Source organism: Tsuneonella deserti (genome assembly GCF_014644315.1).
GTDB classification, from domain to species: Bacteria; Pseudomonadota; Alphaproteobacteria; order Sphingomonadales; family Sphingomonadaceae; genus Tsuneonella; species Tsuneonella deserti.
The window spans coordinates 1,157,855-1,181,319 of sequence record NZ_BMKL01000001.1 but is presented as its reverse complement, the minus strand read 5'-3'; the positions used below and the strand labels follow the sequence as shown (position 1 = coordinate 1,181,319).

Below are 23,465 nucleotides of genomic sequence, written 5' to 3'. Positions count from 1 at the left end.
CCAATGCTGCTCGCTGCCGATGTCGGCAACACCAACGTCGTTTTCGCCCTCTTCGAAGGACGCGAGATCAAGGCGCGCTGGCGCATCGCCACAGATCCGCGCCGCACCGGAGACGAGTACGCGGTCTGGCTGCTCCAGCTGCTCAAGATCGAGGGGTATTCAAGCGAGCAGATCACGCAGATCATCGTCGGCTCGGTGGTTCCCCGCGCAGTCCACAATCTGACTGTTCTGGCCGAGAAGTATTTCGACATCACACCTCTGGTCGCAGGGGAGGGGGCCGCCGAGTGGGGCTTCTCGGTGGACGTCGATCAACCACGCTCTCTTGGAGCGGACAGGGCGCTCAATGCCATAGCGGCCCATGCCAAGTACGAGGGCGACCTGATCGTCGTCGATTTCGGAACGGCGACGACATTCGACGCGATCGACTTCTCGGGCGCCTACAAGGGTGGAATTATTGCCCCCGGGATTAACCTGTCCCTCGACGCATTGGTCGGAAACACCGCCAAGCTGCCGCGGATTGCGATCGAGGCTCCGAGGAGCAGCAGCGTGATCGGCACGAATACCGAAGATCAGATGCTGATTGGGGTCTACTGGGGTTACGTGGCGCTTATGGAGGGGCTGATCGCCCGCATGCGCGAGGAAATCGGACGGCCTGCGCGAGTGATCGCCACGGGCGGGCTCGCGATCCTGTTCGATGAGCACACCAGTATCTTTGATGCGGTCGATGCGGACCTGACGCTCGAGGGCCTGGCAATACTGGCCGAGAGAGCCGGCAAGCGGGGCGCGGGCGCGTGAAAAAGGACTTCACACCCGAAGACGAACTGCTGTTTCTCGCCCTCGGCGGGTCGGGCGAGATTGGCATGAACGTCAATCTCTACGGCTGTCAGGGCCAGTGGCTGATGGTCGATCTGGGGATGACCTTCAGCGGGAACGAGTACCCCGGGGTCGACCTGGTGTTCGCCGACCTCGAGTTCATCGAGGAGCGGACGGACTCGCTGGTGGGTATCGTACTCACCCACGCGCATGAGGATCATATCGGCGCGGTGCCGTATTTCGCCGCCGAACTTGGCGTGCCGCTTTATGCGACACCGTTCACCGCCGACCTGGTCCGGAGAAAACTTGCCGAGGCCGGTCTCGTGGACGAGGTCGAACTCAATGTCATCGAGCACAATGACAGCTTCGCGCTGGGCCCGTTCGACATAGCCTATGTTCCGCTGGCGCACTCGATCGCGGAGGGCCACGCGCTGTTGATCGACACGCCGCATGGGCGCGTCTTTCACACCGGCGACTGGAAGCTTGACGAAGAGCCGATCATCGGGGAGCCGACCACCGAGGAAGAGCTGTGCGAGATCGGCGACGAAGGGGTCCTGGCGCTCGTCTGCGATTCGACCAACGTCTTCAACCCCGCCGAAAGCGGTTCCGAGGGAGCGGTCTATCGGGCCCTGCATGAAGAAGTCGCCAGGTGGGATGGCCGGCGCGTGCTGGTAACCACCTTCGCCAGCAATGTTGCACGGCTCCACACGCTCGGAGCGGTGGCCCAGGCGACCGGCCGCCGGCTGTGCGTAGCGGGGCGCTCGCTCGACCGGATGATCGAGGTCTCGCAGGACAATGGGTATCTGACCGAATTCCCCGAACTGGTGGATTTCGACACAGCGATGAACCTGCCTCGCGGTGAGGTGCTGATCGTCGCCACCGGGGGGCAGGGGGAGCCGCGGGCCGCGCTCGCTCGCATTGCCGAGAAGCAGCATCCCATCGATCTGACCGAAGGGGATGTCGTGCTTTTCTCCAGCAGGCAGATCCCCGGAAACGAGATTTCGGTCGGGCGCATTCAGAACCTGCTCGCAGAGCGAGGGATTGTCGTCGTCACCGACCGGCAAAGCGCCATCCACGTTTCAGGCCACCCGGGCCGCCCCGAGTTGGAAGCCCTCTACACATGGCTACGGCCCCGGATCCTCGTCCCCGTCCACGGGGAGATGCGCCACATGACCGAGCAAGCGCGTCTCGGCCTTGCGCGAGGCATCCCGAAGGCGGTGGTGCAGAAGAACGGGGATCTGGTCCGTCTTGCTCCAGGCAAGCCGGGCAAGATCGCGGAAGTCCGCGCGGGCCGACTTATCCTGGATGGCGACATCATAGCCCCTGCCGATGGCGAGGCGATGGCCATGCGCCGCCGTATCGCACGAGAAGGGCTGGTCGTCGTTGCCGTCGGTCCCCAACGGCAAGTCCAGGTCGAAGGAGTGGGACTGCCGCTCGACGAAGATTACGGCGCCTTCGTCTCCGAGGCGCAATCGGATATCGCGGATGCGATCGCTCGCCTCAAAGGTGCCGCCGCCCGCAATCGGGAAGATGTGATCGAAGCTGCCCGCTTGGCTGCGCGCAGGGCGGCAACGCGCTGGTCTGGAAAACGGCCGCAGGTGCGCGTTCTGCTCCCGGGGAGTGAACGCGGATGAGTTGGACCTCGATCCTGGCGATCTACTTCCTGTTCTGGGTCGCCAGTGCCTTCGTCCTGCTGCCTTTTGGAGTGAAGACGCACGAGGAGCTGGGCATCGAACGGGTGCCCGGGCAGGCCGATAGCGCGCCGGCGAACTTCCGGCCGCTTCGGATCGTGGTGGGGGCGACCCTGCTTTCGGCTGCCCTTACGGCCCTTTATGTCGCCAATTACGTCAACGGGTGGATCACCACAGACGACCTTCTCGCCCTGTACTGAACGCTCTCAATCGCGAAGCCGCTCGATCGCCTGGGCCAGTGCCACGTAAAGCTTGCCCATGTCGCTGCTGAGAAGAGTCACGCCGATCGCGTGACCGTCGCGCGTAGACAGCATGGTGCGCAGCATCGCCTCGAAATCGTGAATGTATCGGCTGACATGCTCGCGGAATTCGCTGTCGGTTTCGAACAATTCGGCGATCTCACGCGCTTCGGTGTTGTCGATCAGGCGGACCGCGCGGCGGGTGAAGATGCCACGGTCGCCGCGGAGATAGCTTTCCCACGCGGTATCCGTCACGTCGCTCGACAAGGCCTTGGCGATATCGATTGCGTTGGAGTTGAGGCTCTCCGTTATCAGCGCGACGCGCCGCGAGAAGTCCGTATCCACCTGCTCCTCGGCCCGCTGGCGGGCATGCGCCACGCGGTTTTCGAGATTTCCGGCGAGCTCGTTGACCCGCGCCAGCTGGTCGCGCAGCTGCACCGCGACTTCACGCCCCGCTCCGGCAGCCCGCGCGGCGGTATCGTCCAGCTCGGCTATCGCGCTGGTAACATGTTCCTGCACGACCCGGTCTATTACCGCTGCAGCATCGGTCCCGATGCGTTGAGCAAGCGCTTCGATCTGGCCGGTGCTGTTCTCGTGAACGGCACGGACGGCGGCACGCGCAGACGTCTCAAGCTGGGTGATCGCATCGCGAAGCGGTCCCTGAGCGTCGGTCGCGACGTCTCGGCTCGATTGCGCAAGATCGTCCAGTTGCGCGCGCAGGCCCGCAATGAGCTCCGCATTTTCCGCGTGGGCTGCGGCGACTTCCGCATGGAGTGACTTCAGTCCCTCCATGGCGGCACTGCTATCGGTGCTCGCCGTGAGAACATACTCCGACAGCTCGCGGCTGCGATCGCTCGCGGTGCTCAGCATCAGGGTCAGCTTCTCCCCCTGGCCGCCCAACTCGTTCAGGCGCTCCTCGGCATTACCCAGTGCGGCCGGCAGATCGGTTCTCGTGTGCTCGGCGCTCGCCCGTATGAGCTCCAGCAGACGAACGCTCGCGTCGGTAAGTTCCGCCACCGCCTGGTCGGTGTTGCCGAGCGCCTCACGGCTCGCGGAGAGCCGCAAAGCCAATGCATCGATCGCAGCGGCAAGCGCGGCCTCGGCGGTGCGGCCAAGCTCACCGGCACGGCGCATTTCAGCGCCGAGGGAGTCGAGACGTTCGCCGATCGCTTCACTTTGCTCAGCCAGCGCGGCCGACCGGGCGAGTTGAGCCGCGCGCCGTTCCTCCATGGCCATATCAAGAGCGGTGAGCTGCTGACCGATTTGCTGCGCCTGTTCATGCGCGAGAGCGCCGGCTTCAGCCCGCCGCTTTTCGACTTCGGTCACGAAGATGGTATGCGATTCGGTGAGCTTGGCATCGACGAGTTCCGCCTCCTGACGGATAGTCTGCAACCGCTCGACCGCTCCCGCCTTCGCCGCCGCATCGACTTTCTCGACGTGGCGAATGGCGGTTTCGAGGTCTGCCTTCATCGCCTCTAGTCGCTTGCTCCACGCCGCGAGCGCTTCGCGCTCGTGCCCTGCAAGGCCCGCGCCAACAGTGGCGGCACCTTCCCGCAGCGAACTCAGACGCGCCTGAAGCGATTTCAGCAGCTCTTCCTCCTGCGCCTCAAGAGCGGCGGCGGTACTGGCGACTTCCTCGCGCAAGCGGTCGGCGCGATGGCGCATCGCCGCCAGCGCATCGATCTCGCGGCCGTCCAGTTCGCCCCGGAACTCGTCGCTCTTTTCACGCAAGGCAGCGAAGCGGGTTCCCGCGATCTCATCGAGCTGAAGCGCCTGCGCTTCGAAGCCCGCGATGGCGGCATCCACCTTGCCGCGCAGAACGCCGACCTGACGCTCGCTGGCCTGGCCGAATTCGTTGAGGCGATTGAAGCCGGCGATCAGTTCGGCAAGGTGTGCGTGCGCGGTGTTTCCGGCATTGCCGATCTGGTTCGAAACGTCGCGCGCCGCATTCGCGACCACCGGGAGATCGTCGCGCAGCTTGTTCATGTTGTCGAGTGCCGTGCGGCTGACGCTCGATATCGCGTCCACCTGAGCGCCGTTGTCTCGAATCAGCTCCTGGAGCCGATCCGCGTGTTCCGAAACGCGCTGGGTCGCTACCCGCCCGAGGGAATCGAGCTCACGGGTCTGGGCGGCGAGAAACTCGCGGGCAAGGCTCAGCTCGCGGTTGACGGCCGACAGACGCACCTCGAGCGAGCCGCTGGCGCTCTGCAGCGAGCTCGCCGCATCGCTGAAGCGGTTCGCCTCGCGTCGGCTGGTTCGCATGGCGAGCAGCCACAGCACCATCACGAGCAGGGTGGGAATCGACCAGTCGACGAGCAAGCGCGCCCCGCCGATAGGTGAAATCCCGGCGCGCACTTCCTCCAAGTGAGCCCAGCCATAGAAGCCGGTCCATGCAGCGCCTGCGGTACCGGCAAGGATCGGGGCGATGATCCCGCCCCGGTGTGGGCGGAGGGGCTCTTCTGCCCAGTTCTCTTCCAGCGGCGCGGCCTCTTGCTCCCAGTTCTCGTCGAGATTCAGCGGCTCCTGAGCCTTATCCGAAGTTTCGCCTGGCGCTTGAGCGCCGCTTCCCGGGCCTACAGCCCAAATGTGTGAACCCCCACTCATGGGGCGGTGAAATACACCAATGGGATATGGTTAAACAGTGTCTTAATCATAAGCGGCCTATCGAACCGCCCCATGGCTTACGAACACGGTGCATTCGATGCGACGCTTAGGGCCGCCGCCGGACAGGACCCTGCGTTGCTCGCCGAGTTGCGAGCGGCCTTCTGCGACAGTCTTGACCGGCAGTTCGACCTGCTCAGGCGGGCTCGCTGCGATGGAAACTGGACGGTTGCCGCGCAGCGGTTGAAGGGTCTGGCCACAAGCTTCCACGCTGGTGAACTGATCGATCTCGCCGAGGAAGCGATCGCGGCGGCACCGCGAGAGCCGACCATCCTGAGGCGGATCGAGCAATATCGGGATCGTTTCGTCGCCAGCGCTCCAGCAGCGCGCTAGCCAAGGTGGCAGTCAGACACTAGCTTCGCGCTCCAACCGGGGCGAGAGGGTTAGGTGGCTTGCGCGTTGCGCTGATTTCAATGCCGGGGGAGGGCGCCAGCACTGTCAGGCTGGCCGGTCACTCGATCGCCTGGCATCAGGTGCAGGCTGCACTCGCACTTGCTTGCGAACGGGTCGTCTGCCTGGCGGATCGTCCGGGGCCCGAACTTGCGCTGGTCCAGCGCGAGGCGGAGCGCCGCGGGGTCTCATTCCACGGCACAGGCAGCCACAGGGCACTGTCCGGCCTGGTGAAAGCCGCCGACACCCTGATCGTTTTCGCCCCCGGCATCCTTCCCGACCGCGAGTGGCTGGCGCAGGCATTCGGTGGCCGGGTCGGGGTTGCGGTCTTGTCCTCGGAAGGCGCGGTCGAGCGCGGTTTCGAACGGATTGACCGTGAGCGAGCTTGGGCCGGAGTTCTCGCGACCCGGGGAGACGCGGTCGAGGCGCTCGGCGCCTTGCCGCCCGATGCCGACCCGATCGCGGGGCTTCTTCGTGTGTCGCTCCAGCGCGGAGCGAGCGGAATAGCGGTCCCTGACAAGTGGCTGGACGAAGATCGGTGGGCTCTGGTGGGAAGCCCCGCTGCTGCCGAGCGCTACGAGGTACACTGGTACCAAAGGCATGCACCGCCTCCGCCACCGCATGTGCCCGGCGCCGCCCTCGCGCATCGCTTCGCGCGTTGGCTTGCCGGGCGCGTCGGCGATGCACGGCGCGCACGGATTGCCCTGGCCGCAAGCGGAGTAGCTGCCGGGATCGCCGGTGCTACGGCAGGTTTTCTCGGCCAGACGACCGCCGCCATGACTGGATTGACGGCAGCCAGTCTTTTGCTGGCCATTGCCGCGGCCCTGGGCAGACTATCGCGAGCGGGTACGGGCGAACCCGCTAGAGACAGGTGGGAGGAGCAACGGCGCGCCTTCCTGGATCTTTCACTGGTCGCGGTTGCCACAAGCCCGCGGACCTTCGAAGGCTGGACCACCGCGTTCGCCGCACTGGTGCTGGTCGCGGCAATCCGGCTGGCGGCCGAGCCATCTTCCCCACTCTTCTTGCGGCCGATGTCCGACCGCACTTTGATGCTGGCCCTGTTGACGATCGCCGCAGCGGGCGAACTCTTCGCACCTGCCATGGCGCTGTTGGCGCTACTCGCGTTGGCGCTGCGGATTTTCTGGCCCCACCAAAAGAAGCTAACACCCGCTTAACCACGGGGATGCTACTGCGCCGGCAATGGAAAATTCCGCGCCGTTCCCAGCCAGCGAGGCTGCCATTGAAGCCGCCGTGGGTGAAGAACTCGCACGCGGCGACGCAGTGCTGCGGACGGCCGGGCCGGTTCTTGGTCACTTGCTGTCCACTCGCCATAGCTCCCTGTTCAGCGATGAGATCGTCAGCCGCGTACGTGGCATGGTTGGCGATCTGGCCCGCCAGTTGCTGTTCGCGCGAGCGACAGCAGCGGGCGAGAAAGACGCGCGCGCGCACGCCGGTCATGACACTCCCGATCTCGCCGCGAACCTTCTTGCCGACCAGCGCCTTGTCTTGCACTGCCATGCCCTTGCCCTGGAATGGCAGCTCGCCTCGCGCCTTGAGGCACGCAGCGCCATCGACCCCGTGCTTTCTCCTTTACTCGAGTCACTGATAGCATCGGACGATCCCACAACGGCGTCGATGGCGATGGCAGCGCTGGCGGCCCAAGCCCGCTTTGTACAATTCCAGCGGCGGATGGAGTTACCCCTGGACGAACTCCCAGCGGAACACTTTCATATTGCTATCACGGCGCTGGAGCGGGAATGCGGAGGGGACGACGAGGCGGCGCGTCTAGCGGCGAAATCGCTGCGTGACGGGTATGACGAGGGTGCGAGCCGACTTGGACTGCTTGCCCGTCTCATTCATGCGATGGGAGCAGGTGCATTGGCCGCGCTCTCCGTCAATCATGCGGGCGCCGCCATCTTCCTGACGGCGCTGGCAGCGACGACGCACCAGCAGCGCGACCTTGCGATACTTTCCACCAATGAACGACAGATCGTGCGGCTCGCGTTGTCGCTTCGCGCAGCCGGACTGAAGCCGAGGGCGATAGAGGAGCAATTCGTCCACCTTCATCCCGACCTCAACGTGCCGCAGGAACTCACTGCGCTCGACACCGCCGGGGCCCACCGCATTCTAGGTGCCTCGCAATTGAACCCGGGCGTTCTGAGATGAGCGCTTCGAATGTCTTCGCGCGCGGTGTGACGGACGGGGAGGACCGTCTGATCGAGGCAGACGAGCCCCTGGCCGGGCTGCAGACGCGCTGCGGCGGTGATCTGCCAGGAACCGTCGCGATACCACAATTGCTCGAAGCGGTTCGAAAATCACGCACCCTTGGCCTGAAGATTGCCCGGACAATCATAGCCTTCGATGGCGAGGCCATGGTACGGGCCTGGGTCGATATTGCACCTCCACAACAGTCGCATGGCGGTTGCACCATCGAGGTTGGCGCGTGGACCGCCACGCCTCCCACTGCGGAAACCGATGATGCCGCAGCAGCCCGTCGGATCGAAATCGATCGCGATGTGGCGGAACTTACCGCGCGACTGGATGGCAGCCAGCGTTTGCTGACGGTGGACGCCCACGCAGCCGATCTCGACCAAGTGGCCCACGCAATGCGAGCGGGGCAAGGCAAGCTGTGGAGCGAGTTCGTCACGTTTCCCGACCTTGCTCACCGGCAGCCGCTGCACTGGCGCCTGCTCGATGGCGCACGGTGCGAGATTCCCGGTTCGGGGCGCCGCTGGACGGTTACCCTTGTTCCTTTGGGACGGCCGGAGCCGGGAAGCGCGGGGTTCGAGCTTCTATTTGTCGCCGACACTCCGTTGTCCGAGCAGGCGCCGCTATTGGAAGAGCCACTCGCTATCCCGCCAGCATTCGCACAGGAGGTGACGCCGGTCCTGCGCCAGCCCATCGCCCGCATCATCGCCAATGCGGAAACCATTCGGGCGCGCCTGGCTGGACCGCTGGCCGACGAATACAGCGATTATGCGGCCGACATTGCCAGCGCTGGGCAGCACCTTCTTTCGCTCATCGATGACCTCGCCGACCTGGAAGCGGTCGAGTCGGCGGATTTCTCAACGCAGCCCGATCTCATCGATCTCGCGGACGTGGCCCGGCGCGCGACGGGTATCCTCGCGGTGCGTGCCCGCGCGAAAGACATCCAGCTATTGGCGCCCGGCGAGAGCGAGGCCGCACCCGCGACCGGTGAATTCCGCCGGGTCCTTCAGATCTTGCTTAACCTTGTCGGCAACGCGATCGCCTATTCACCTGCAGGGTCACGCGTGACCCTTTCCGTAGACAAGGCAGAGGAAGTCTCTCGCGTGACGGTCGCCGACGAAGGGCCGGGCATGTCAGCCGAGCAGGGGGGAAGGGTGTTCAACCAGTTCGAACGCCTCGGCCGCAGCGGCGACGGGGGTTCCGGGCTTGGTCTGTATATTTCGCGCAAGCTGGCCCGTGCCATGGGCGGGGACCTTGTTGTCGAGAGCGCGCCGGGGGAGGGAGCGCGCTTTATCCTGACCCTTCCCGGCTAGGCGCGGCGCGCCCTGCTCCAAAGTATCAGGAGCAGTCCGATCACCGCCATCACGCCGCCGTAAAGCGCCCAGGTTTTGTCGGCGAGCATGAAGCTATCGCTGGGCCACATGACAATCCCCAGGCCCTGCAGCGCGAACAATCCTCCCGCCAGGACAAGGAGGAAGCCGAGCGCGGCTGCCAGGGCCTGCATCTCGTGATGCCTTAGCGCTGATCGATCGGCACGTAATCCCGCTGAGTGGGACCCGTGTAGAGCTGGCGGGGACGTCCGATGACCTGCGCGGGGTCGGAAATCATCTCGTTCCACTGCGCCACCCAGCCCACGGTCCGGGCGAGGGCGAACAGCGCCGTGAACATCGTGGTCGGGAAGCCAATCGCGGAAAGGATCACGCCCGAGTAGAAATCCACATTCGGGAACAGCTTCTTTTCGATGAAATAATCGTCCTTCAGCGCCAGCTCCTCGAGCCGCAGAGCGGTCTCGAACAGCGGATCGTTGACCTTCAACGCATCGAACACCTCGCGCACCGTCTGCTGCATGACCGTCGCGCGAGGATCGTAGTTCTTGTACACCCGGTGGCCGAAACCCATCAGGCGGAACGGATCGTTCTTGTCCTTCGCCCGCTCGATGTAGTGGGGGATCTTGTCGGGCGTTCCGATCTCGCGGAGCATGTTGAGCGCCGCTTCGTTCGCGCCGCCATGGGCTGGGCCCCACAGGCAGGCGATGCCCGCCGCGATGCACGCAAACGGGTTGGCGCCCGACGAGCCGGCAAGACGCACCGTGGAAGTGGAGGCGTTCTGTTCATGGTCGGCGTGGAGAATGAAAATCCGGTCCATCGCCTTTTCGACCGCTGGGACGACTTCGTACGGCTCTGCCGGCACGCCGAAGGTCATGCGCAGGAAATTGCCGGTGTAGGACAGCGAATTGTCCGGGTAGAGAAACGGCTGTCCGACCGAATATTTGTACGCCATCGCCGCGATCGTCGGCATCTTGGCGACCAGACGGTGACTTGCGATCTTGCGCTGCTCGGGATCGGAAATATCGGCGCTGTCATGATAGAAAGCCGACAGCGCGCCCACCACGCCGCACATGATCGCCATCGGATGCGCGTCGCGGCGGAACCCCCGGTAAAACGTCGCCAGCTGTTCGTGCACCATCGTATGACGGCTGATCGTGTGCGTGAACTCGTCAAGCTGGCTCTTTGAAGGCAGCTCACCGTTAAGCAGGAGGTAGCTGACTTCCATGAAGCTCGATTGCTCGGCCAGTTGGCCGATCGGGTAGCCGCGGTGGAGCAGGATGCCTTCGTCGCCGTCGATGTAAGTGAGCGCGCTTTCGCAGCTGCCAGTCGACTTGTAGCCCGGATCGTAAGTGAACGCGCCGGTCTGCGCGTACAGCTTGCGAATATCAATGACTTCCGGCCCGACACTGCCTTCCAGAACCGGCAGATCGATGCTCTTGTCCCTGTAGCTCAGCGTCGCCTGCTTGTCGGCCATGGTCGGTCTCCTTAAATTTGCTGCTCCGCGTCGGCAGACGAAGCTTGCGCGTCAAGCCGCGCCAGCGATTCGTCCCGTCCGAGCAGGGCCAGTACATCGAATATTCCCGGGGAGGTGGACGTCCCGGTCAGGGCGGCGCGCATCGGCTGCGCCAGCTTCCCGAGACCCAACCCGAGCTCTTCAGCAAGTGCCTTCAGCGTGGCTTCCAGAGCCGGCACTGTCCAGTCGGTTTGCGTTCGCAAAAGCGCAGAAATCCTTCCGAGCAGGTCGCGCGCACCTTCAGCCTGCAAGAGGGCTGACGCTTTCTCGTCCAGCGCGAGCGGGCGCGACTTGAACAGGAAAGCAGCGCCGGCAGCGAGTTCGTCGAGATCCCTGGCTCTCAATTTGAGCTGCGGCATGGCCTGGGTCAGCAGGGCCTGGTCCACCGCAGGGCCGATGCGCGGCGCAACGAGCGCGGCAAGGCGGGCGTCATCCGCCAGGCGGATGTAATGCCCGTTCAGGTGATGCAGCTTTTTAAGATCGAAGCGGGATGGGCTCTTGCCCACCCCGGACAGGTCGAACAGCGCGATCGCCTCGTCGCGGGTGATTTCTTCCTTGTCCCCGTGGCCCCATCCGAGGCGCAGGAGATAGTTGAAAAGCGCTTCCGGCAGGATGCCGAACTCGTCCCTGTAAGTTTCCGCGCCAAGCGCGCCGTGCCGCTTCGACAGCTTCGCGCCATCGGCGCCATGGATCAGCGGGATGTGCGCGTAAACCGGTTCGGGCCAGCCCATCGCGCGATAGATCGGCAGCTGACGGAAAGCATTGTTGAGGTGGTCGTCGCCCCGGATCACATGGGTCACGCCCATGTCGTGATCATCAACCACCACTGCCAGCATGTAGGTCGGTGAGCCGTCGGCGCGCAGGAGGACGTAATCGTCAAGCTCCTCGTTCCGCACCGTGACCCGGCCTTGCACCTGGTCGTCGATCACCGTCTCCCCCTCGTCCGGAGTCTTCAGGCGGATTACGAACGGGGCGCCTTCGGGCGCGTGTGACGGGTCGCGGTCGCGCCAACGACCGTCGTATCGCAGCGGCTGCTTCGCGGCGCGCTGGGCCGCGCGCATTTCCTCGAGTTCCTCGGTCGTGGCGTAGCACTTGTAAGCATGACCATTCTCGAGAAGCTGGAAGGCCACCTCGGCATGCCGCGCCGCGCGCTCTGACTGAAAAACGGGGGGTGCATCATAATCGAGGCCGAGCCAGGAAAGGCCGTCGATGATGGCGTCGATTGCTTCGGCTGTACTGCGCTTGCGGTCTGTATCCTCGATCCGCAGAAGGGCCCGGCCACCATGATGGCGCGCATAAAGCCAGTTGAACAAGGCCGTGCGCGCGCCGCCGATATGAAGAAACCCGGTAGGCGAGGGGGCGAAGCGGGTGACTACTTCTCCGCTAGCGCTTGCCATCCGAATTTGCTTCCTTATCCAACAGTTGCATGGCGAACCGCGTCGCGTCGCTCGTGCCTCTGGAGGGCGACCAGGACGATGCTGCAGTGCAGCAGCAGCCTTGGCGCAAGCCATTGCGCTTGTCCAGCCTCGGAGACGCCGCCGAAGCGCGGCTCGAGCGTGCGGGCTTCGACCGCGCGCCCTGGCTGGCGGTTGCCTTGGCGGCCGGGATCGCCTCATGGTTCACGCTGCCGGGCATGGAGTGGTGGTCAGGCGCGCTTGGCCTGGCGCTCGGTTTGGCCGTCCTGGCCTGGCTTGGATGGCGAGGCGCCGAGAATCGGCAACAGCTGCAGCGGGCAGTCATCGCAATCGCGCTAATGATCGCGCTTGGCATCGTGCTCATCTGGGCCCGATCGGCGATGATTGGCGCGCTGCCGGTTGCGCGGCCGCAAGTCGTCATGATCGATGGCCGGATACTGGTCCGCGAGGACCGGCCCGCGGAAGATCGCATCCGGCTAACTCTGGCGTACCGGGATGCCGAAAACGGGTCCGCCCGAAAGGTGCGCATTAATCTTCCACCTTCATCACTCGGACCGGAGGTCACCGAAGGTGCGCGGGTCCGCGTACGCGCCCGGCTCATGCCACCCGCTGCCCCGATGGTGCCGGGAGCGTACGACTTCGCCCGCACCGCATGGTTCGCCGGGCTTTCGGCTACGGGGAGCGCCATCGGCCCGGTCGAAGTTGTGGAGGCCAGCTCAAAGCGCAAAACGATGGACAAGCTCCAGCGGGAGCTTTCGAAGCACGTTCGCGATCAGCTCGCCGGTTCTGGCGGCGCAATCGCCGCCGCTTTCGCTAGCGGGGACCGCGGTGGAATCTCGCCTGTCGACGAACAGGCGATGCGCGATTCAGGTCTGACGCACCTGCTATCGATCAGCGGGCTGCATGTGAGCGCCGTGATCGCTGGCGTCTACTTTCTGGCAATCCGCTTGCTCGCGCTGTGGCCGTGGCTTGCGCTTCGCGTGCGTTTGCCATTGGTCGCCGCAGCGAGCGGCGCGGCCGCCGGCATAGCATATACCCTGCTGACCGGGGCCGAAGTTCCCACGGTGAGGAGTTGCGTCGGCGCCCTGCTGGTCTTGGGCGCGCTGGCATTGGGGCGGGAGCCACTTTCGATGCGGATGGTCGCCGCAGGGGCCTTCGTGGTCATGCTCGCGTGGCCAGAAGCCGTCGTGAGTCCGAGCTTCCAGATGAGCTTCGCGGCGGTCATCGCAAATCGTAGCGCTGCACTCCGCCGGACCCATTCGGGCCTTTCTCGCTCCGCGGGAAGAAAGCACTCTATCGCAGATCGCCAGGCGAACCGGCATGCTCCTGCTAACGGGCCTGACCATCGAGCTGGCACTGATGCCCGTCGTGCTGTTCCACTTTCACCGCGCGGGCTTCTACGGCGCGCTCGCCAACGTGGTGGCGATTCCGCTGGTCACATTCATTTCAATGCCCCTGATTGCATTGTCATTGGCGCTCGACCTGATGGGCTTGGGCGCGCCTGCCTGGTGGCTCGTCGGCCAGTCACTCGATCTGCTCCTGACAATTGCTCATTTCACCTCGGGGCAACCGGGCGCGGTCAAGCTGATGCCACAAATGGACGGCTGGGCCTTTGCCAGTTTCACCGCCGGTGGATTGTGGCTGGCGTTATGGCAGGGAAGTGTCAGGCTGTGGGGACTCCTGCCGGTCGCCGTGGGTGCGCTCGCGCTTGCCGCCACACCGGCGCCCGATATTCTGATATCCGGCGATGGCACGCATGTGGGCGTTCGGGTCCGCGGCGAGCAGCTGCTGATGTTGCGTGAGAGCCGGAGCGACTATGCACGCGACAATCTGCGAGAGCTGGCTGGCGTCGACGGAGAAACGATCGCCATGGAACGGTGGCACGGTGCCAGCTGCAGCCGTGATTTCTGCACGCTTGGGATGCAACGGGGCGAACGTCGCTGGCGCATACTGATGGCTCGGAGCCGCTCACGCATCGAGGAGCGCGCCTTGGCCGCCGCGTGTGACCAGGCCGATATCGTCATAGCCGACCGGTGGCTGCCCCGCAGTTGCACTCCGGGCTGGCTCAAAGCCGACCGCCGCCTCCTGGCTGAAAGCGGAGGTCTTGCCCTGTACCTTGCCGATGCCGGCGTAACGAAAGTGGCGGAGGGCCGGAGCGGTCACCCGTGGTGGGTGGCCCGCGGCAATCAGCGTCGAAAGGCGGTCAGTTGTACCGCCGCAGCAAGCCCGCAAGCTTGCCCTGCACTTTGACTTCGCCAGGACGGTAGATTTGAGGCTCATACGCGCCGTTGGCAGGGTCGAGCCGGATCATCCCGTCTTCCCGCCGCAGGTACTTCAGAGTCGCTTCCTCGTCCCGCACCAGAGCGACGACGATCTCGCCGTCACGCGCGACTTCGGTCTTGCGAACCAGCGCGAAATCGCCGTCAAAAATACCCGCTTCGATCATCGAATCGCCCGAAACCTCCAGAGCGTAGTGCTCTCCAGGGCCAAGCAGCGCTGCCGGAACCGGTAACGTACTCTGACCTTCGAGCGCCTCGATCGGAACACCGGCGGCGATCCGTCCATGAAGCGGCAGCTCGACCACGTCGTTTGCCGCATGAGCACGCGGCGGCGAGAGGCGGTGGAGGGGGATCACGTTATCACTGGCCCGAACCCGGGGGGCCGCGACGGAGTCTTCAGGCTGGCGGATGACCTCCAGAGCCCGCGCTCGATTGGGCAGGCGGCGAATGAAACCGCGTTCCTCCAGTGCGGAAATCAGGCGGTGCACACCGGACTTGCTTTTCAGATCCAGCGCCTCCTTCATTTCCTCGAATGACGGCGACACGCCGCTCTCTTCGAGCCGGATGGTGATGAACTTGAGCAGTTCGCGTTGCTTAGCGGTGAGCATGCGCGTTCCTCTGGCTAAACGTTCCAATTCGGGAACGAACGCGGAACAATTAGGCAACTCCAACAGCTCCGTCAAGAGCTTCCGCTACAGAGTGTTTGCGCGCCAGGGTCCCGACTTGCCGCCCGATTTTTCGACAAGGCGAATTTCCCCCAGAACCATCCCCTTATCGAGCGCCTTGGCCATGTCGTAGATTGTCAACAGGGCGACGCAACATGCGGTCATCGCTTCCATTTCCACCCCGGTTCGGCCCGTCAGGGTCGCGCGAGCGGTGGCGCGCACGCCGCCGGGCTCGAAGGTGAAATCTACCGTTACCGCTTCAAGCAGAAGCGGATGACATAGCGGGATCAACTCAGACGTTTTCTTGGCCGCCATGATGCCGGCAATGCGAGCTGCGGCGAGAACATCGCCCTTGGGGCCGGACCCCTCGCGAATTGCGGACAAGGCCTCCGCAGTCATCGCTATCCGGCCGGATGCCGTCGCTGAACGCAGCGTTTCCGCCTTCCCGCCCACGTCGACCATACGGGCAGCCCCCGTCTCGTCGAGATGGGTAAGACCGCTCATCGGGGTTCGCCATCCAGGAGGCGCCGCGTCGCAGCTTCGAGGTCGTGCTGGCGCATGAGGCTTTCTCCGACAAGAAACGACCGCACCCCGCTGTGAGAAAGCCTTACGCAGTCATCGTGCGTTTCGATCCCGCTCTCGCTGACGAGCAAGGCATCCTCGGGTGCCATGCGGACCAGACGTTCCGTCGTGCCAATATCGGTGCGGAAGGTTTTCAAATCGCGGTTGTTTATCCCGATCAATCGGGACCGAAGGACAGAGGCGCGCGCCATTTCCTCCTCGTCGTGAACTTCGACCAGCACATCCATCCTGCGCTCCAGCGCCGCGGCTTCAATCTCCCGCATAAGGACGTCATCCAGCGCGGCCACAATGATCAGGATCGCATCCGCCCCAATCGCCCGAGCCTCGGCGACCTGCCACGGATCCACCAGGAAATCCTTGCGCAGAACTGGCAGCTCGCACGCGCGCCGGGCGTCGGCCAGATAGTCCTCGTGCCCCTGGAAGTACGGGGCATCCGTCAGGACGGACAGGCAGGCAGCCCCCGCCAACTGGTACGCCGCCGCGTGTTCCGCAGGACGGAAATCGGGCCGGATCAAACCTTTGGACGGCGAAGCTTTCTTGATTTCCGCGATCAGGGCAAACCCGTCGCGCGACTTATTCTCCAGCGCAGCGCGAAATCCGCGTGGCGCCGTCTGCCCGGCAGCCATTCTATCGAGATCATCCACGGTGGCCAGAGCACGGCGCTCGGCCACCTCTTGCCGCTTGGTCGCGCAAATCTCCTCGAGCTTGTTCATCGGGTGAGTTCGATCCAGCGAGCGAGGAGATCTTCGGCCCGCCCGGAATCGAGCGCTTCGGCTGCGCGCACCGCTCCCTCGGAGTAATCGGATGCGCGACCGGCGATAATCAGCGCGGCGGCAGCGTTGAACAGCACTGCATCGCGATAGGGTCCGGGTGCGCCCATGAGCAATGCCTTCAACGCCTTGGCATTGTGCAGCGCGTCCCCGCCCCGGATCGCCTCGATCGGGGCCGTAGGCAGCCCGGCGTCCGACGCTCGCGCGCGGCGCAGCTCCCATTCGTGCCCGCGCACGTCGGCGACTTCATTGCCACCCGCCAGGCTCAACTCGTCGAGACCCTCGTCACCCGACACGATCATCGTCCGGCGAGTCCCAAGGCGAGCTGCGGCTTCCGCGTAAATCGGAACATATGCGGGCCGGGCAATGCCGATGAGTTGGCCTTTCACTCCGGCAGGATTCGACAGCGGGCCCATCAGGTTGAAGATGGTGCGGCGACCCAGTTTCTGGCGGATGGGCTGGATGCGGCGCATCGCGGGGTGGTGGTTGGCGGCGAACAGGAAGCATATTCCCAACTCCGACAACGACTTCTCTGCCGTCCTTCCCGCCGCTTCCATGTTCATGCCGAGCGCTTCGAGCGTGTCGGCCGCGCCGGCCTTGCTGCTCGCGGCGCGGTTGCCATGCTTGGCGACCGGCACGCCGGAGCTGGCCACGACCAGACTGACGGCTGTCGAAACGTTAAGCGTATGATGCCCGTCACCGCCGGTGCCGCAAACGTCGATCGCATCGTCCGGCGCATCCACCGGGATCAGCCTTGCCCGCAGAGCCCGCGCGGCTCCCGCAATCTCATCCGCCGTCTCGCCGCGATCGGACATCTCACAGAGGAAGCGCGCGATTTCCGCCTCGCTCACCTCTCCGTCCAGAAGCGCGCCGAAGACCTCTTCAGCCTGGCTCTCTTTCAGATGGGGCTCGGCGGCGGGCAGCGTCTTCATGCGACCTTCTTTGCCGCGATCCCACACATGGCAAGGAAATTGGCGAGCAATGCGTGTCCGTGTTCGGTCGCGATGCTCTCCGGGTGGAACTGCACACCGTGAATTGGCAGCTCGATGTGCCGGAATCCCATGACGTGGGTATCCTCCGAGGTCGCATTGACCACCAGGGCGGGTGGCACCTGCTCCACCACGAGGCTGTGGTAGCGCGTCGCCATGAAGGGCGAGGGGAGTCCGACGAACACTCCGGTGCTGTCGTGAGTCACCGCGCTGGTTTTGCCGTGCATCAGCCCGCCGCGCACAACCCGCCCGCCAAAGTGCTGGCCAATGGACTGGTGGCCCAGGCAAACCCCGAGCAGCGGCTTGCCGGCCGCGGCGCACGCACCGACCAGATCGAGGCTCACTCCAGCCTCGTTGGGGGTGCACGGGCCGGGGCTGATGAGAAATCCCTGGGCACCGCTCTGAATTGCCTCGTCCGCACTGATCGCGTCATTGCGAACCACGCGGACCTCGGCGCCCAGCTCCATCAGGTAGTGGACCAGGTTGAACGTGAAGCTGTCGTAATTGTCGATGACGAGGATCATGGGGTTCAGCCCGCGAACATGTCTGTCGCGCGTACCAGACCGTCGGTGATGCCTGGTTCCGAGAACGAATGGCTGGCGTCCGGCACGATCTGGAGATCGACCTGCGGCCAAGCCTTTTTCAGCGACCAAGCGGCTGACGGCGGGGTGCAGCAATCATGTCGCCCCTGCACGATAACCCCGGGGATATCGTGCAGCTTATGCGCATCGCGCAGGAGTTGACCGGGTTCGAGCCAACACATGTGATTGAAATAATGCGTTTCTATCCGCGCGATTGCATCGGCGTGCTCGTCCTGCGTTGATTCCTCCAGACCCTTGGGATCCGGCAGCAGCGTGACGGTGACACCTTCCCAGCGGCTCCACGCCTTGGCTGCAGCAATGCGAGCCTGACGGTCCTCACCGGTCAGCCTGCGCGAATACGCAGCGAGCAGGTCCCCGCGCTCGGACGCGGGAATATGATCATTGAAGGCTTCCCATTCCTCCGGGAAAACTTCGCTTGCGCCGTATTCGTACAGCCAGTCCAGTTCATTTTGCTCGCACAGAAAAATACCGCGGAGGATGAGTTCGCTGACCCGCTCCGGATGTTTTTGAGCGTAGCAGAGCGAAAGGGTGGAGCCCCAGCTACCGCCGAAGACCTGCCATTTGTCGTGGCCGTACATCTCGCGCAGAGCCTCGATGTCCGCGACAAGGTCCCAGGTCGTGTTGTTCTCCAGGCTGGCAAACGGCTTCGACCGGCCGCACCCGCGCTGATCGAACAGCAGCACGTCGTAAAGGGCCGGATTCCACTGGCTCCGGTGCTTTTCGTTGCATCCCGCGCCCGGCCCCCCGTGCAGCATCACTGCCGGCTTCGCGCCGGGAGTGCCGACGCGCTCCCAGTAGATCGAATGACCACCGCCGACGTCCAGCATTCCCGATTGGTATGGCTCGATCGGCGGATAGAGCGTGCGGCGCCCGGAATAGCTGGCGGTCATTCCGGCTTCTCCTCGACAACAATCATCGGCCCGATCGGGGCGCGCGCATCCATCCTGCCCATGGCCGGCACCCAGACGGCGGAAACCCCGCCATCGAGATAGAGCGCATCGGACGTCTTGGGTATATCGCGGAAATAACGCGCGAGCTTGCCGAAGCTGACCGGGCCTTCGCTAATCACGAAATGGGCGCGGCCGGATGCGTCGACGCCAACGCCGTTGCGGATCGTCCGGCTTGGACCATCCTCGGTTATTTCTGGATGGAGCTTGCCGCCGATCAGTAGCATGGGTCCGCTCTGGGTTCCGAATTCCGGCCGGTCGCTCACCTTGGCGTAAAAATCGTCCGCGGTCATCACCCGCCACTGGCCGCCGCTGCCGAAAAAGACCCCGTTGGGCTTCATGTGAAAATTACCGGGGCCATCGTTGCGGTTCAGTTCGTGACCCCGCTCCCCGTCCTTCACGTAATAGCCGATGGGTTTTCCATCTTCGCCGAACATTCCTCCGTTCACCGCGAAAGCGACTTTCGGTGCAGCTGGGCCGCGCGCATCGGCGAGGGCCTTGAAGCCCCGGTACGGTGGATTGCCGAGCACGGTCGTGATGCGATGACGAGCCGGATCGGCCACGCAATCGGTGAACGCGGCGTCTTCGAACGTGACCGTTTTGCAGGCGGAATCAGCGACGGGCGTCGGCGTCGGCCGCGGGGCGGCCGCGGCGGCGGGGTTATCGAGATCGATACGGGTGACGGGTTCGCCCTCGGCCTGGGGACTGCACGCGCATACGAGGAGCAGGCTGAAAACAGGTGACAGCCGCTTCACTGGCCGTATCCGGGTTCGAGGGCGATGCGGGCAGCTTCTCGCGCCGCGGCGATCAGCGCTCCGGCTTTCGCCTCGCATTCCCGCTGCTCGTATTCGGGAGTGCTATCCGCGACGATCCCGGCGCCTGCCTGGACATGGAGCGTGCCGTCCTTGATGACGCCGGTCCGCAGCACGATGCATGAATCAAGCGTGCCGTCGGGCGCAAAGTAACCCACGCCTCCCGCGTAAGCGCCGCGCACCTCCGGTTCGAGCTCGGCAATTATCTCGCACGCGCGGATCTTGGGCGCTCCGCTGACGGTCCCGGCGGGAAAGCCGGCGAACAGTGCATCGAGGGCATCCTTTGCAGGATCCACCCGGCCGACCACGTTGCTGACGATGTGCATTACGTGGCTGTAACGCTCGATGGTGAAGCTGGCGGTCACCTCCACCGTACCGGGGGCAGCGACCCGGCCGACATCGTTGCGGCCAAGGTCCAGCAGCATCAGGTGTTCGGCGCGCTCCTTGGGATCAGCGAGCAATCCGGTTTCGGCATCCCGGTCCGCTTCAGGCGTCGCTCCACGCGGGCGGGTGCCGGCAATCGGCCGAATGGTTACCTCGCCGTCACGGACCCGCACGAGGATTTCCGGACTCGAGCCGACGATCGAAAACCGGGGAAGATCGAGGAAGTAGAGGAACGGGCTCGGATTGATGCGACGCAGGGCGCGATACAGCGCGAACGGCGGAAGCGGGAACGGGCAGGTGAAGCGCTGCGCAAGAACCACCTGGAACACGTCGCCAGCCTCGATGTACTCCTTGGCTCGCATGACCATGGAACGGTAGTCCCCGGAGGGAACGACAGGCTCCAGTGCAAGATCAGGAATGGCCGGCGCCGGCTCCGGTACAGGCGGCGAGAGGGAAAGCTTGCGCAAAGCCTCATCGATCCGATCTGACGCAGCCTCGACCGCCGCCTCGGGCGGGCCGCCATCCGGCCACAGGGGCGCGATGCAGAAAAGCTCGTCTCCCAACCGGTCGAACACCAGGATCAGGGTTGGCCGGACAAAAAGCATGTCGGGCAGGCCGAGTCCCTCTCCGCGCGCCCGCGGCAGTCGCTCGACCAGTCCGATCGTCTCGTAGCCGAAATATCCGACGAGGCAGGAGATTGGCGGGAGTCCAGGCGGCACGTCGATCCGGCACTCTTCAACCAGATTGCGCAAGGCAAGGAGGGCGCCCTCCTCGCACGGCGCGAAGCCATCGCGCCGACGCCGCCAATCGTGGTTGACCTCCGCCCGCGCGCCTTCGGCCCGGAACACGAGGTCCGGATCGAGCCCCAGCAGGCTATAACGCCCGCGCACTTCGCCTCCTTCGACAGATTCGAGGAGGAAATCGCCCCGCCCGGTTTCGATGAGCTTGAGCGCCGCGCCGACAGGCGTTTCCGTGTCCGCGACGATACGCCGCCATACCAATGACGGACGACCCTCGCGAAGCGCCGCGCGCGCCGCTTCGACGTTTTGAGACGATGATCCGGTCAGCGAAACAGCCCTCAGTTTTCGCCGATAAGACGCTTGCGCACTTCGGCGACCGCTTCCGGGTTTCGCTCGACGCCCACTTCCTTGCGGATGGCTACCCTCAGCGCGTCGCCATATTCGCGTCCCAGCAGTTGCCCAAGGCTGTTGGCCGCCTGAGCGACAATCGGGTCGCTCGGTGCGATCTTCCCCGGCTCAACGGAATTCAACGAGACCACGTACCAGCCGATATCGTTCGGTGCTTCGAGCTTCTTCACGCTGTTCTTTGCCATCGAGAACAGCAGCGCCAGAGGCGGGGGAACCTGACGGCCCTGGGCCGCCAGTTGCTCGCGCGACATGTCGACGGGGTTGGGCGAGGGCAGGGAGACCTTCTCGGCGGCGAGCGCCTGGCTGAGCGACTGCCCCTTGGCGATCCGGGCCAGGATGCGATCGGCGGCAGCCTTGGCGGCGGCGGAGCCCGTCGCGCGCCGCCAACCGGCGACGACGTCCTCGCGAATTTCGGCCATTGGCGCGGCAGCGGAGGGGGTAATGCGGCTAGTTTCGTAGACGAGGTAGCTCTGCCCTCCGGGAAGCGCGGCGATTTGCGGCTCGCCCTCCTCCATCTCGAATGCGCTCGCCAGTGCAGGGGCAAGCACCTCGGGCGCGCGCTCGGTCGATGAGCCGTACACCCGCCCGTCGGCTACCACCGGCTTCGTTGTCTGCAGTTCCACCTTGAGCGACTTGGCGATGTCGGCCAGCGCATTACCCTCATCGATCTGCTGTTCCACGTCCGAAGCAAGTTCGGACAGGGCACGGCTGCGCTTCTCGTCACGAAGGGCCGCGGCAATCTCGCCGCGCACTTGATCGAGTGAGCGGGCGGGCGTGCTGGTGACTGCATCGATCCGCACCACGTACCAGCCGAGACCACCCTTTGTCGGCGTCGCGATCGTTCCACGGGGAGCCGCGAACACCGCGCTGGCCACCGACTGCGACGTCTGGCCCGCATAGGTTTGCCGGTCGACCTCCGCGACCTTCGCCGTTTCCAGGCCGGCCTGCTTTGCACCTGCCTCAAGCGCGCCGGGGCCGCGCTGGGCAATGGATTGTGCAGCCTGGCGAGTGGGCACGATCAATTGCGTCAGGTTGCGGCGTTCGCGCGCGGCATACTTGGTTGACCGGTCACGAGCGTAGCGCGCGGCGATCTCCGCGTCCGTGGGGTCGACGGACCCAAGCGACTTGGCGTCAAATACCGCGTAACGCAGCTCCCGCCTCTCGGGCCGGATGAAGTCGGACTTGTGAGCGTTGTAATAGGAGACGAGCTGCGATTCGGTCGGCGCGCCCTTGGGTGCGAAGGCGCTGCTCGGGATGACTGCTACGGCTCCCTGGCGGCGCTCCTTGGCCAGCGCCGCATAGCGCAGGGCGATCTTCTGCGGCATTTTCGCGCCGAATGCCGCCGGCACCAGCGTCTGCTGGGCGAGAAGCCCGTCCGCGAGGTCGCGGCGAACCACCGCGTCGGTCAGTTTGCGGGCCGCGATCGTCTGCTGATAGATGGCCTCGTTGAATTTGCCATCAGGGCCCGCGAAGGCAGGGATGCGGCGGATCTCACTGTTCACGAGGTTGTTACCGGCGCGCAGGCCGTGATCGCGCGCCCAGTTGCTGATCGCCCTGCGGTCGAGAAGCTGGTCGAGGACCTCGGTCAGTCCGCCCTGTCCAACGAACGCGGCCATCGAAACGGTCGGGTTTTCCTGCCGCACCTGGTCGACCGCGTTGCTTGCGGCCTCGCTCAGTTCGGCGGCGCTGATCTTGTCGCCACCCACGACCGCGACCCGGTCGCCGCCCGAAATTCCTCCACCCAGGGAGCCCGTGCCCGCGACATCGCCCACCGCGAAAGCGACACCGATTATCCCGATAAACACGAGGGTGAGGAGAACGCCGTACTTCGATTTGAAGATATTGCGAAAAAACTGGAGCATGGGGGAGCGGACGCCTGGCGAAACGGGTTGGGCGCCGCAGGGGCGCGAAGGCCGAGGGCTTTAGAGGCCCTGCGACCTTGCCGCAACAGGTCCTGCGCCGTTTTGACGCGACCCGCTTTGCGCGCTAGCAGGCCGGCCGCGTCCGTCGTTATAGCGCGGGCTAACCA

The 23,465-nt window shown here is 64.7% G+C and carries 21 protein-coding genes and 1 pseudogene; 9 read left to right on the top strand and 13 right to left on the bottom strand.

Going from position 1 to position 23,465, the window contains the following annotated elements; all coding sequences use genetic code 11:
* The first annotated feature begins 3 nt into the window (after positions 1-3).
* Genes IEW58_RS05550 through IEW58_RS05540 form a run of 3 tightly spaced genes read left to right on the top strand, consistent with a single transcriptional unit; the run spans position 4 to position 2,704 of the window.
* Positions 4-795 (top strand): type III pantothenate kinase, encoded by a 792-nt coding sequence (locus tag IEW58_RS05550; protein ID WP_188644212.1) that lies wholly within the window; start codon positions 4-6, stop codon positions 793-795.
* Entirely contained in the window at positions 792-2,447 is a 1,656-nt protein-coding gene (locus IEW58_RS05545; protein WP_229658447.1) for a ribonuclease J, read from the top strand. The genes IEW58_RS05550 and IEW58_RS05545 overlap by 4 nt, the downstream gene beginning before the upstream one ends.
* Positions 2,444-2,704: a DUF1467 family protein gene (locus tag IEW58_RS05540; protein ID WP_188644211.1), complete on the top strand. Its 261-nt coding sequence runs from the start codon at positions 2,444-2,446 to the stop codon at positions 2,702-2,704. Before IEW58_RS05545 ends, IEW58_RS05540 begins: the two co-directional genes overlap by 4 nt.
* Before the next feature lie 6 nt (positions 2,705-2,710).
* Here the strand turns inward: IEW58_RS05540 and IEW58_RS05535 are convergent, their stop codons facing one another.
* Positions 2,711-5,347 (bottom strand): coiled-coil domain-containing protein, encoded by a 2,637-nt coding sequence (locus IEW58_RS05535; RefSeq protein WP_188644210.1) that lies wholly within the window; start codon positions 5,345-5,347, stop codon positions 2,711-2,713.
* Between the two features lie 72 nt (positions 5,348-5,419).
* Between IEW58_RS05535 and IEW58_RS05530 the strand changes: the two genes are divergently transcribed.
* From IEW58_RS05530 to IEW58_RS05515, 4 genes are all read left to right on the top strand, one after another.
* Positions 5,420-5,737, top strand: a complete 318-nt coding sequence (locus IEW58_RS05530; protein ID WP_188644209.1) for an Hpt domain-containing protein — start codon at positions 5,420-5,422, stop codon at positions 5,735-5,737.
* Positions 5,738-5,817: 80 nt separating this feature from the next.
* Positions 5,818-6,969 carry a hypothetical protein gene (locus IEW58_RS05525; protein WP_188644208.1) on the top strand — a complete coding sequence of 384 codons (1,152 nt, stop codon included), beginning with the start codon at positions 5,818-5,820 and terminating at the stop codon, positions 6,967-6,969.
* A gap of 25 nt (positions 6,970-6,994) precedes the next feature.
* Positions 6,995-7,960 carry a hypothetical protein gene (locus IEW58_RS05520; RefSeq protein WP_188644207.1) on the top strand — a complete coding sequence of 322 codons (966 nt, stop codon included), beginning with the start codon at positions 6,995-6,997 and terminating at the stop codon, positions 7,958-7,960.
* Positions 7,957-9,315, top strand: a complete 1,359-nt coding sequence (locus IEW58_RS05515; protein ID WP_188644206.1) for a sensor histidine kinase — start codon at positions 7,957-7,959, stop codon at positions 9,313-9,315. Before IEW58_RS05520 ends, IEW58_RS05515 begins: the two co-directional genes overlap by 4 nt.
* Here IEW58_RS05515 and IEW58_RS05510 read toward each other — a convergent pair.
* Genes IEW58_RS05510 through gltX form a run of 3 tightly spaced genes read right to left on the bottom strand, consistent with a single transcriptional unit; the run spans position 9,312 to position 12,240 of the window.
* Complete coding sequence (locus IEW58_RS05510) at positions 9,312-9,506, bottom strand: hypothetical protein (RefSeq protein WP_188644205.1); 195 nt, start codon at positions 9,504-9,506, stop codon at positions 9,312-9,314. The two genes, IEW58_RS05515 and IEW58_RS05510, sit on opposite strands and share 4 nt — an antisense overlap.
* 11 nt (positions 9,507-9,517) lie before the next feature.
* Complete coding sequence (locus IEW58_RS05505) at positions 9,518-10,804, bottom strand: citrate synthase (RefSeq protein ID WP_188644204.1); 1,287 nt, start codon at positions 10,802-10,804, stop codon at positions 9,518-9,520.
* An 11-nt stretch (positions 10,805-10,815) separates the two neighbouring features.
* Positions 10,816-12,240, bottom strand: coding sequence for a glutamate--tRNA ligase (gene gltX, locus IEW58_RS05500; RefSeq protein WP_188644203.1), 1,425 nt, complete (start codon positions 12,238-12,240; stop codon positions 10,816-10,818).
* A 29-nt stretch (positions 12,241-12,269) separates the two neighbouring features.
* Between gltX and IEW58_RS13945 the strand changes: the two are divergent.
* Positions 12,270-13,427: pseudogene (locus IEW58_RS13945) on the top strand (ComEC/Rec2 family competence protein); the annotation flags it as partial.
* 151 nt (positions 13,428-13,578) lie between these two features.
* Positions 13,579-14,508 carry a ComEC/Rec2 family competence protein gene (locus IEW58_RS13940; protein WP_268237100.1) on the top strand — a complete coding sequence of 310 codons (930 nt, stop codon included), beginning with the start codon at positions 13,579-13,581 and terminating at the stop codon, positions 14,506-14,508.
* Here the strand turns inward: IEW58_RS13940 and lexA are convergent.
* The 9 genes from lexA to IEW58_RS05450 all read right to left on the bottom strand — a co-directional run bounded on the left by lexA (position 14,462) and on the right by IEW58_RS05450 (position 23,298).
* Positions 14,462-15,145 carry a transcriptional repressor LexA gene (lexA, locus tag IEW58_RS05490; RefSeq protein WP_188644202.1) on the bottom strand — a complete coding sequence of 228 codons (684 nt, stop codon included), beginning with the start codon at positions 15,143-15,145 and terminating at the stop codon, positions 14,462-14,464. The genes IEW58_RS13940 and lexA overlap by 47 nt on opposite strands.
* Before the next feature lie 84 nt (positions 15,146-15,229).
* Complete coding sequence (gene moaC, locus IEW58_RS05485) at positions 15,230-15,706, bottom strand: cyclic pyranopterin monophosphate synthase MoaC (RefSeq protein ID WP_188644201.1); 477 nt, start codon at positions 15,704-15,706, stop codon at positions 15,230-15,232.
* A complete protein-coding gene (trpC, locus tag IEW58_RS05480; protein WP_188644200.1) occupies positions 15,703-16,497 on the bottom strand; it encodes an indole-3-glycerol phosphate synthase TrpC in 795 nt (264 codons plus the stop codon). Before trpC ends, moaC begins: the two co-directional genes overlap by 4 nt.
* Complete coding sequence (trpD, locus tag IEW58_RS05475) at positions 16,494-17,486, bottom strand: anthranilate phosphoribosyltransferase (RefSeq protein WP_188644199.1); 993 nt, start codon at positions 17,484-17,486, stop codon at positions 16,494-16,496. The genes trpC and trpD overlap by 4 nt, the downstream gene beginning before the upstream one ends.
* Positions 17,483-18,067: an anthranilate synthase component II gene (locus tag IEW58_RS05470; protein WP_188644198.1), complete on the bottom strand. Its 585-nt coding sequence runs from the start codon at positions 18,065-18,067 to the stop codon at positions 17,483-17,485. The genes trpD and IEW58_RS05470 overlap by 4 nt, the downstream gene beginning before the upstream one ends.
* A 5-nt stretch (positions 18,068-18,072) precedes the next feature.
* Positions 18,073-19,035, bottom strand: coding sequence for a prolyl aminopeptidase (gene pip, locus IEW58_RS05465; protein WP_188644197.1), 963 nt, complete (start codon positions 19,033-19,035; stop codon positions 18,073-18,075).
* Positions 19,032-19,847 (bottom strand): phosphodiester glycosidase family protein, encoded by an 816-nt coding sequence (locus IEW58_RS05460; RefSeq protein ID WP_229658446.1) that lies wholly within the window; start codon positions 19,845-19,847, stop codon positions 19,032-19,034. Before IEW58_RS05460 ends, pip begins: the two co-directional genes overlap by 4 nt.
* Positions 19,844-21,289, bottom strand: coding sequence for an anthranilate synthase component I family protein (locus IEW58_RS05455; protein WP_229658445.1), 1,446 nt, complete (start codon positions 21,287-21,289; stop codon positions 19,844-19,846). Before IEW58_RS05455 ends, IEW58_RS05460 begins: the two co-directional genes overlap by 4 nt.
* A gap of 77 nt (positions 21,290-21,366) precedes the next feature.
* Positions 21,367-23,298, bottom strand: coding sequence for a peptidylprolyl isomerase (locus IEW58_RS05450; protein ID WP_188644195.1), 1,932 nt, complete (start codon positions 23,296-23,298; stop codon positions 21,367-21,369).
* Between the last annotated feature and the right edge of the window lie 167 nt (positions 23,299-23,465).

Bases quoted from the DNA above. Each gene is read 5' to 3' on its own strand.
- trpC (WP_188644200.1), bottom strand. From the start codon at position 16,497: ATGAACAAGCTCGAGGAGATTTGCGCGACCAAGCGGCAAGAGGTGGCC.
- IEW58_RS05470 (WP_188644198.1), bottom strand. From the start codon at position 18,067: ATGATCCTCGTCATCGACAATTACGACAGCTTCACGTTCAACCTGGTC.
- IEW58_RS05505 (WP_188644204.1), bottom strand. From the start codon at position 10,804: ATGGCCGACAAGCAGGCGACGCTGAGCTACAGGGACAAGAGCATCGAT.
- IEW58_RS05450 (WP_188644195.1), bottom strand. From the start codon at position 23,298: ATGCTCCAGTTTTTTCGCAATATCTTCAAATCGAAGTACGGCGTTCTC.
- moaC (WP_188644201.1), bottom strand. From the start codon at position 15,706: ATGAGCGGTCTTACCCATCTCGACGAGACGGGGGCTGCCCGTATGGTC.
- IEW58_RS05525 (WP_188644208.1), top strand. From the start codon at position 5,818: ATGCCGGGGGAGGGCGCCAGCACTGTCAGGCTGGCCGGTCACTCGATC.
- IEW58_RS05530 (WP_188644209.1), top strand. From the start codon at position 5,420: ATGGCTTACGAACACGGTGCATTCGATGCGACGCTTAGGGCCGCCGCC.
- IEW58_RS05535 (WP_188644210.1), bottom strand. From the start codon at position 5,347: ATGAGTGGGGGTTCACACATTTGGGCTGTAGGCCCGGGAAGCGGCGCT.
- IEW58_RS13940 (WP_268237100.1), top strand. From the start codon at position 13,579: ATGCTCCTGCTAACGGGCCTGACCATCGAGCTGGCACTGATGCCCGTC.
- trpD (WP_188644199.1), bottom strand. From the start codon at position 17,486: ATGAAGACGCTGCCCGCCGCCGAGCCCCATCTGAAAGAGAGCCAGGCT.
- lexA (WP_188644202.1), bottom strand. From the start codon at position 15,145: ATGCTCACCGCTAAGCAACGCGAACTGCTCAAGTTCATCACCATCCGG.
- IEW58_RS05515 (WP_188644206.1), top strand. From the start codon at position 7,957: ATGAGCGCTTCGAATGTCTTCGCGCGCGGTGTGACGGACGGGGAGGAC.
- gltX (WP_188644203.1), bottom strand. From the start codon at position 12,240: ATGGCAAGCGCTAGCGGAGAAGTAGTCACCCGCTTCGCCCCCTCGCCT.
- IEW58_RS05540 (WP_188644211.1), top strand. From the start codon at position 2,444: ATGAGTTGGACCTCGATCCTGGCGATCTACTTCCTGTTCTGGGTCGCC.
- IEW58_RS05550 (WP_188644212.1), top strand. From the start codon at position 4: ATGCTGCTCGCTGCCGATGTCGGCAACACCAACGTCGTTTTCGCCCTC.
- IEW58_RS05520 (WP_188644207.1), top strand. From the start codon at position 6,995: ATGGAAAATTCCGCGCCGTTCCCAGCCAGCGAGGCTGCCATTGAAGCC.
- pip (WP_188644197.1), bottom strand. From the start codon at position 19,035: ATGACCGCCAGCTATTCCGGGCGCCGCACGCTCTATCCGCCGATCGAG.
- IEW58_RS05510 (WP_188644205.1), bottom strand. From the start codon at position 9,506: ATGCAGGCCCTGGCAGCCGCGCTCGGCTTCCTCCTTGTCCTGGCGGGA.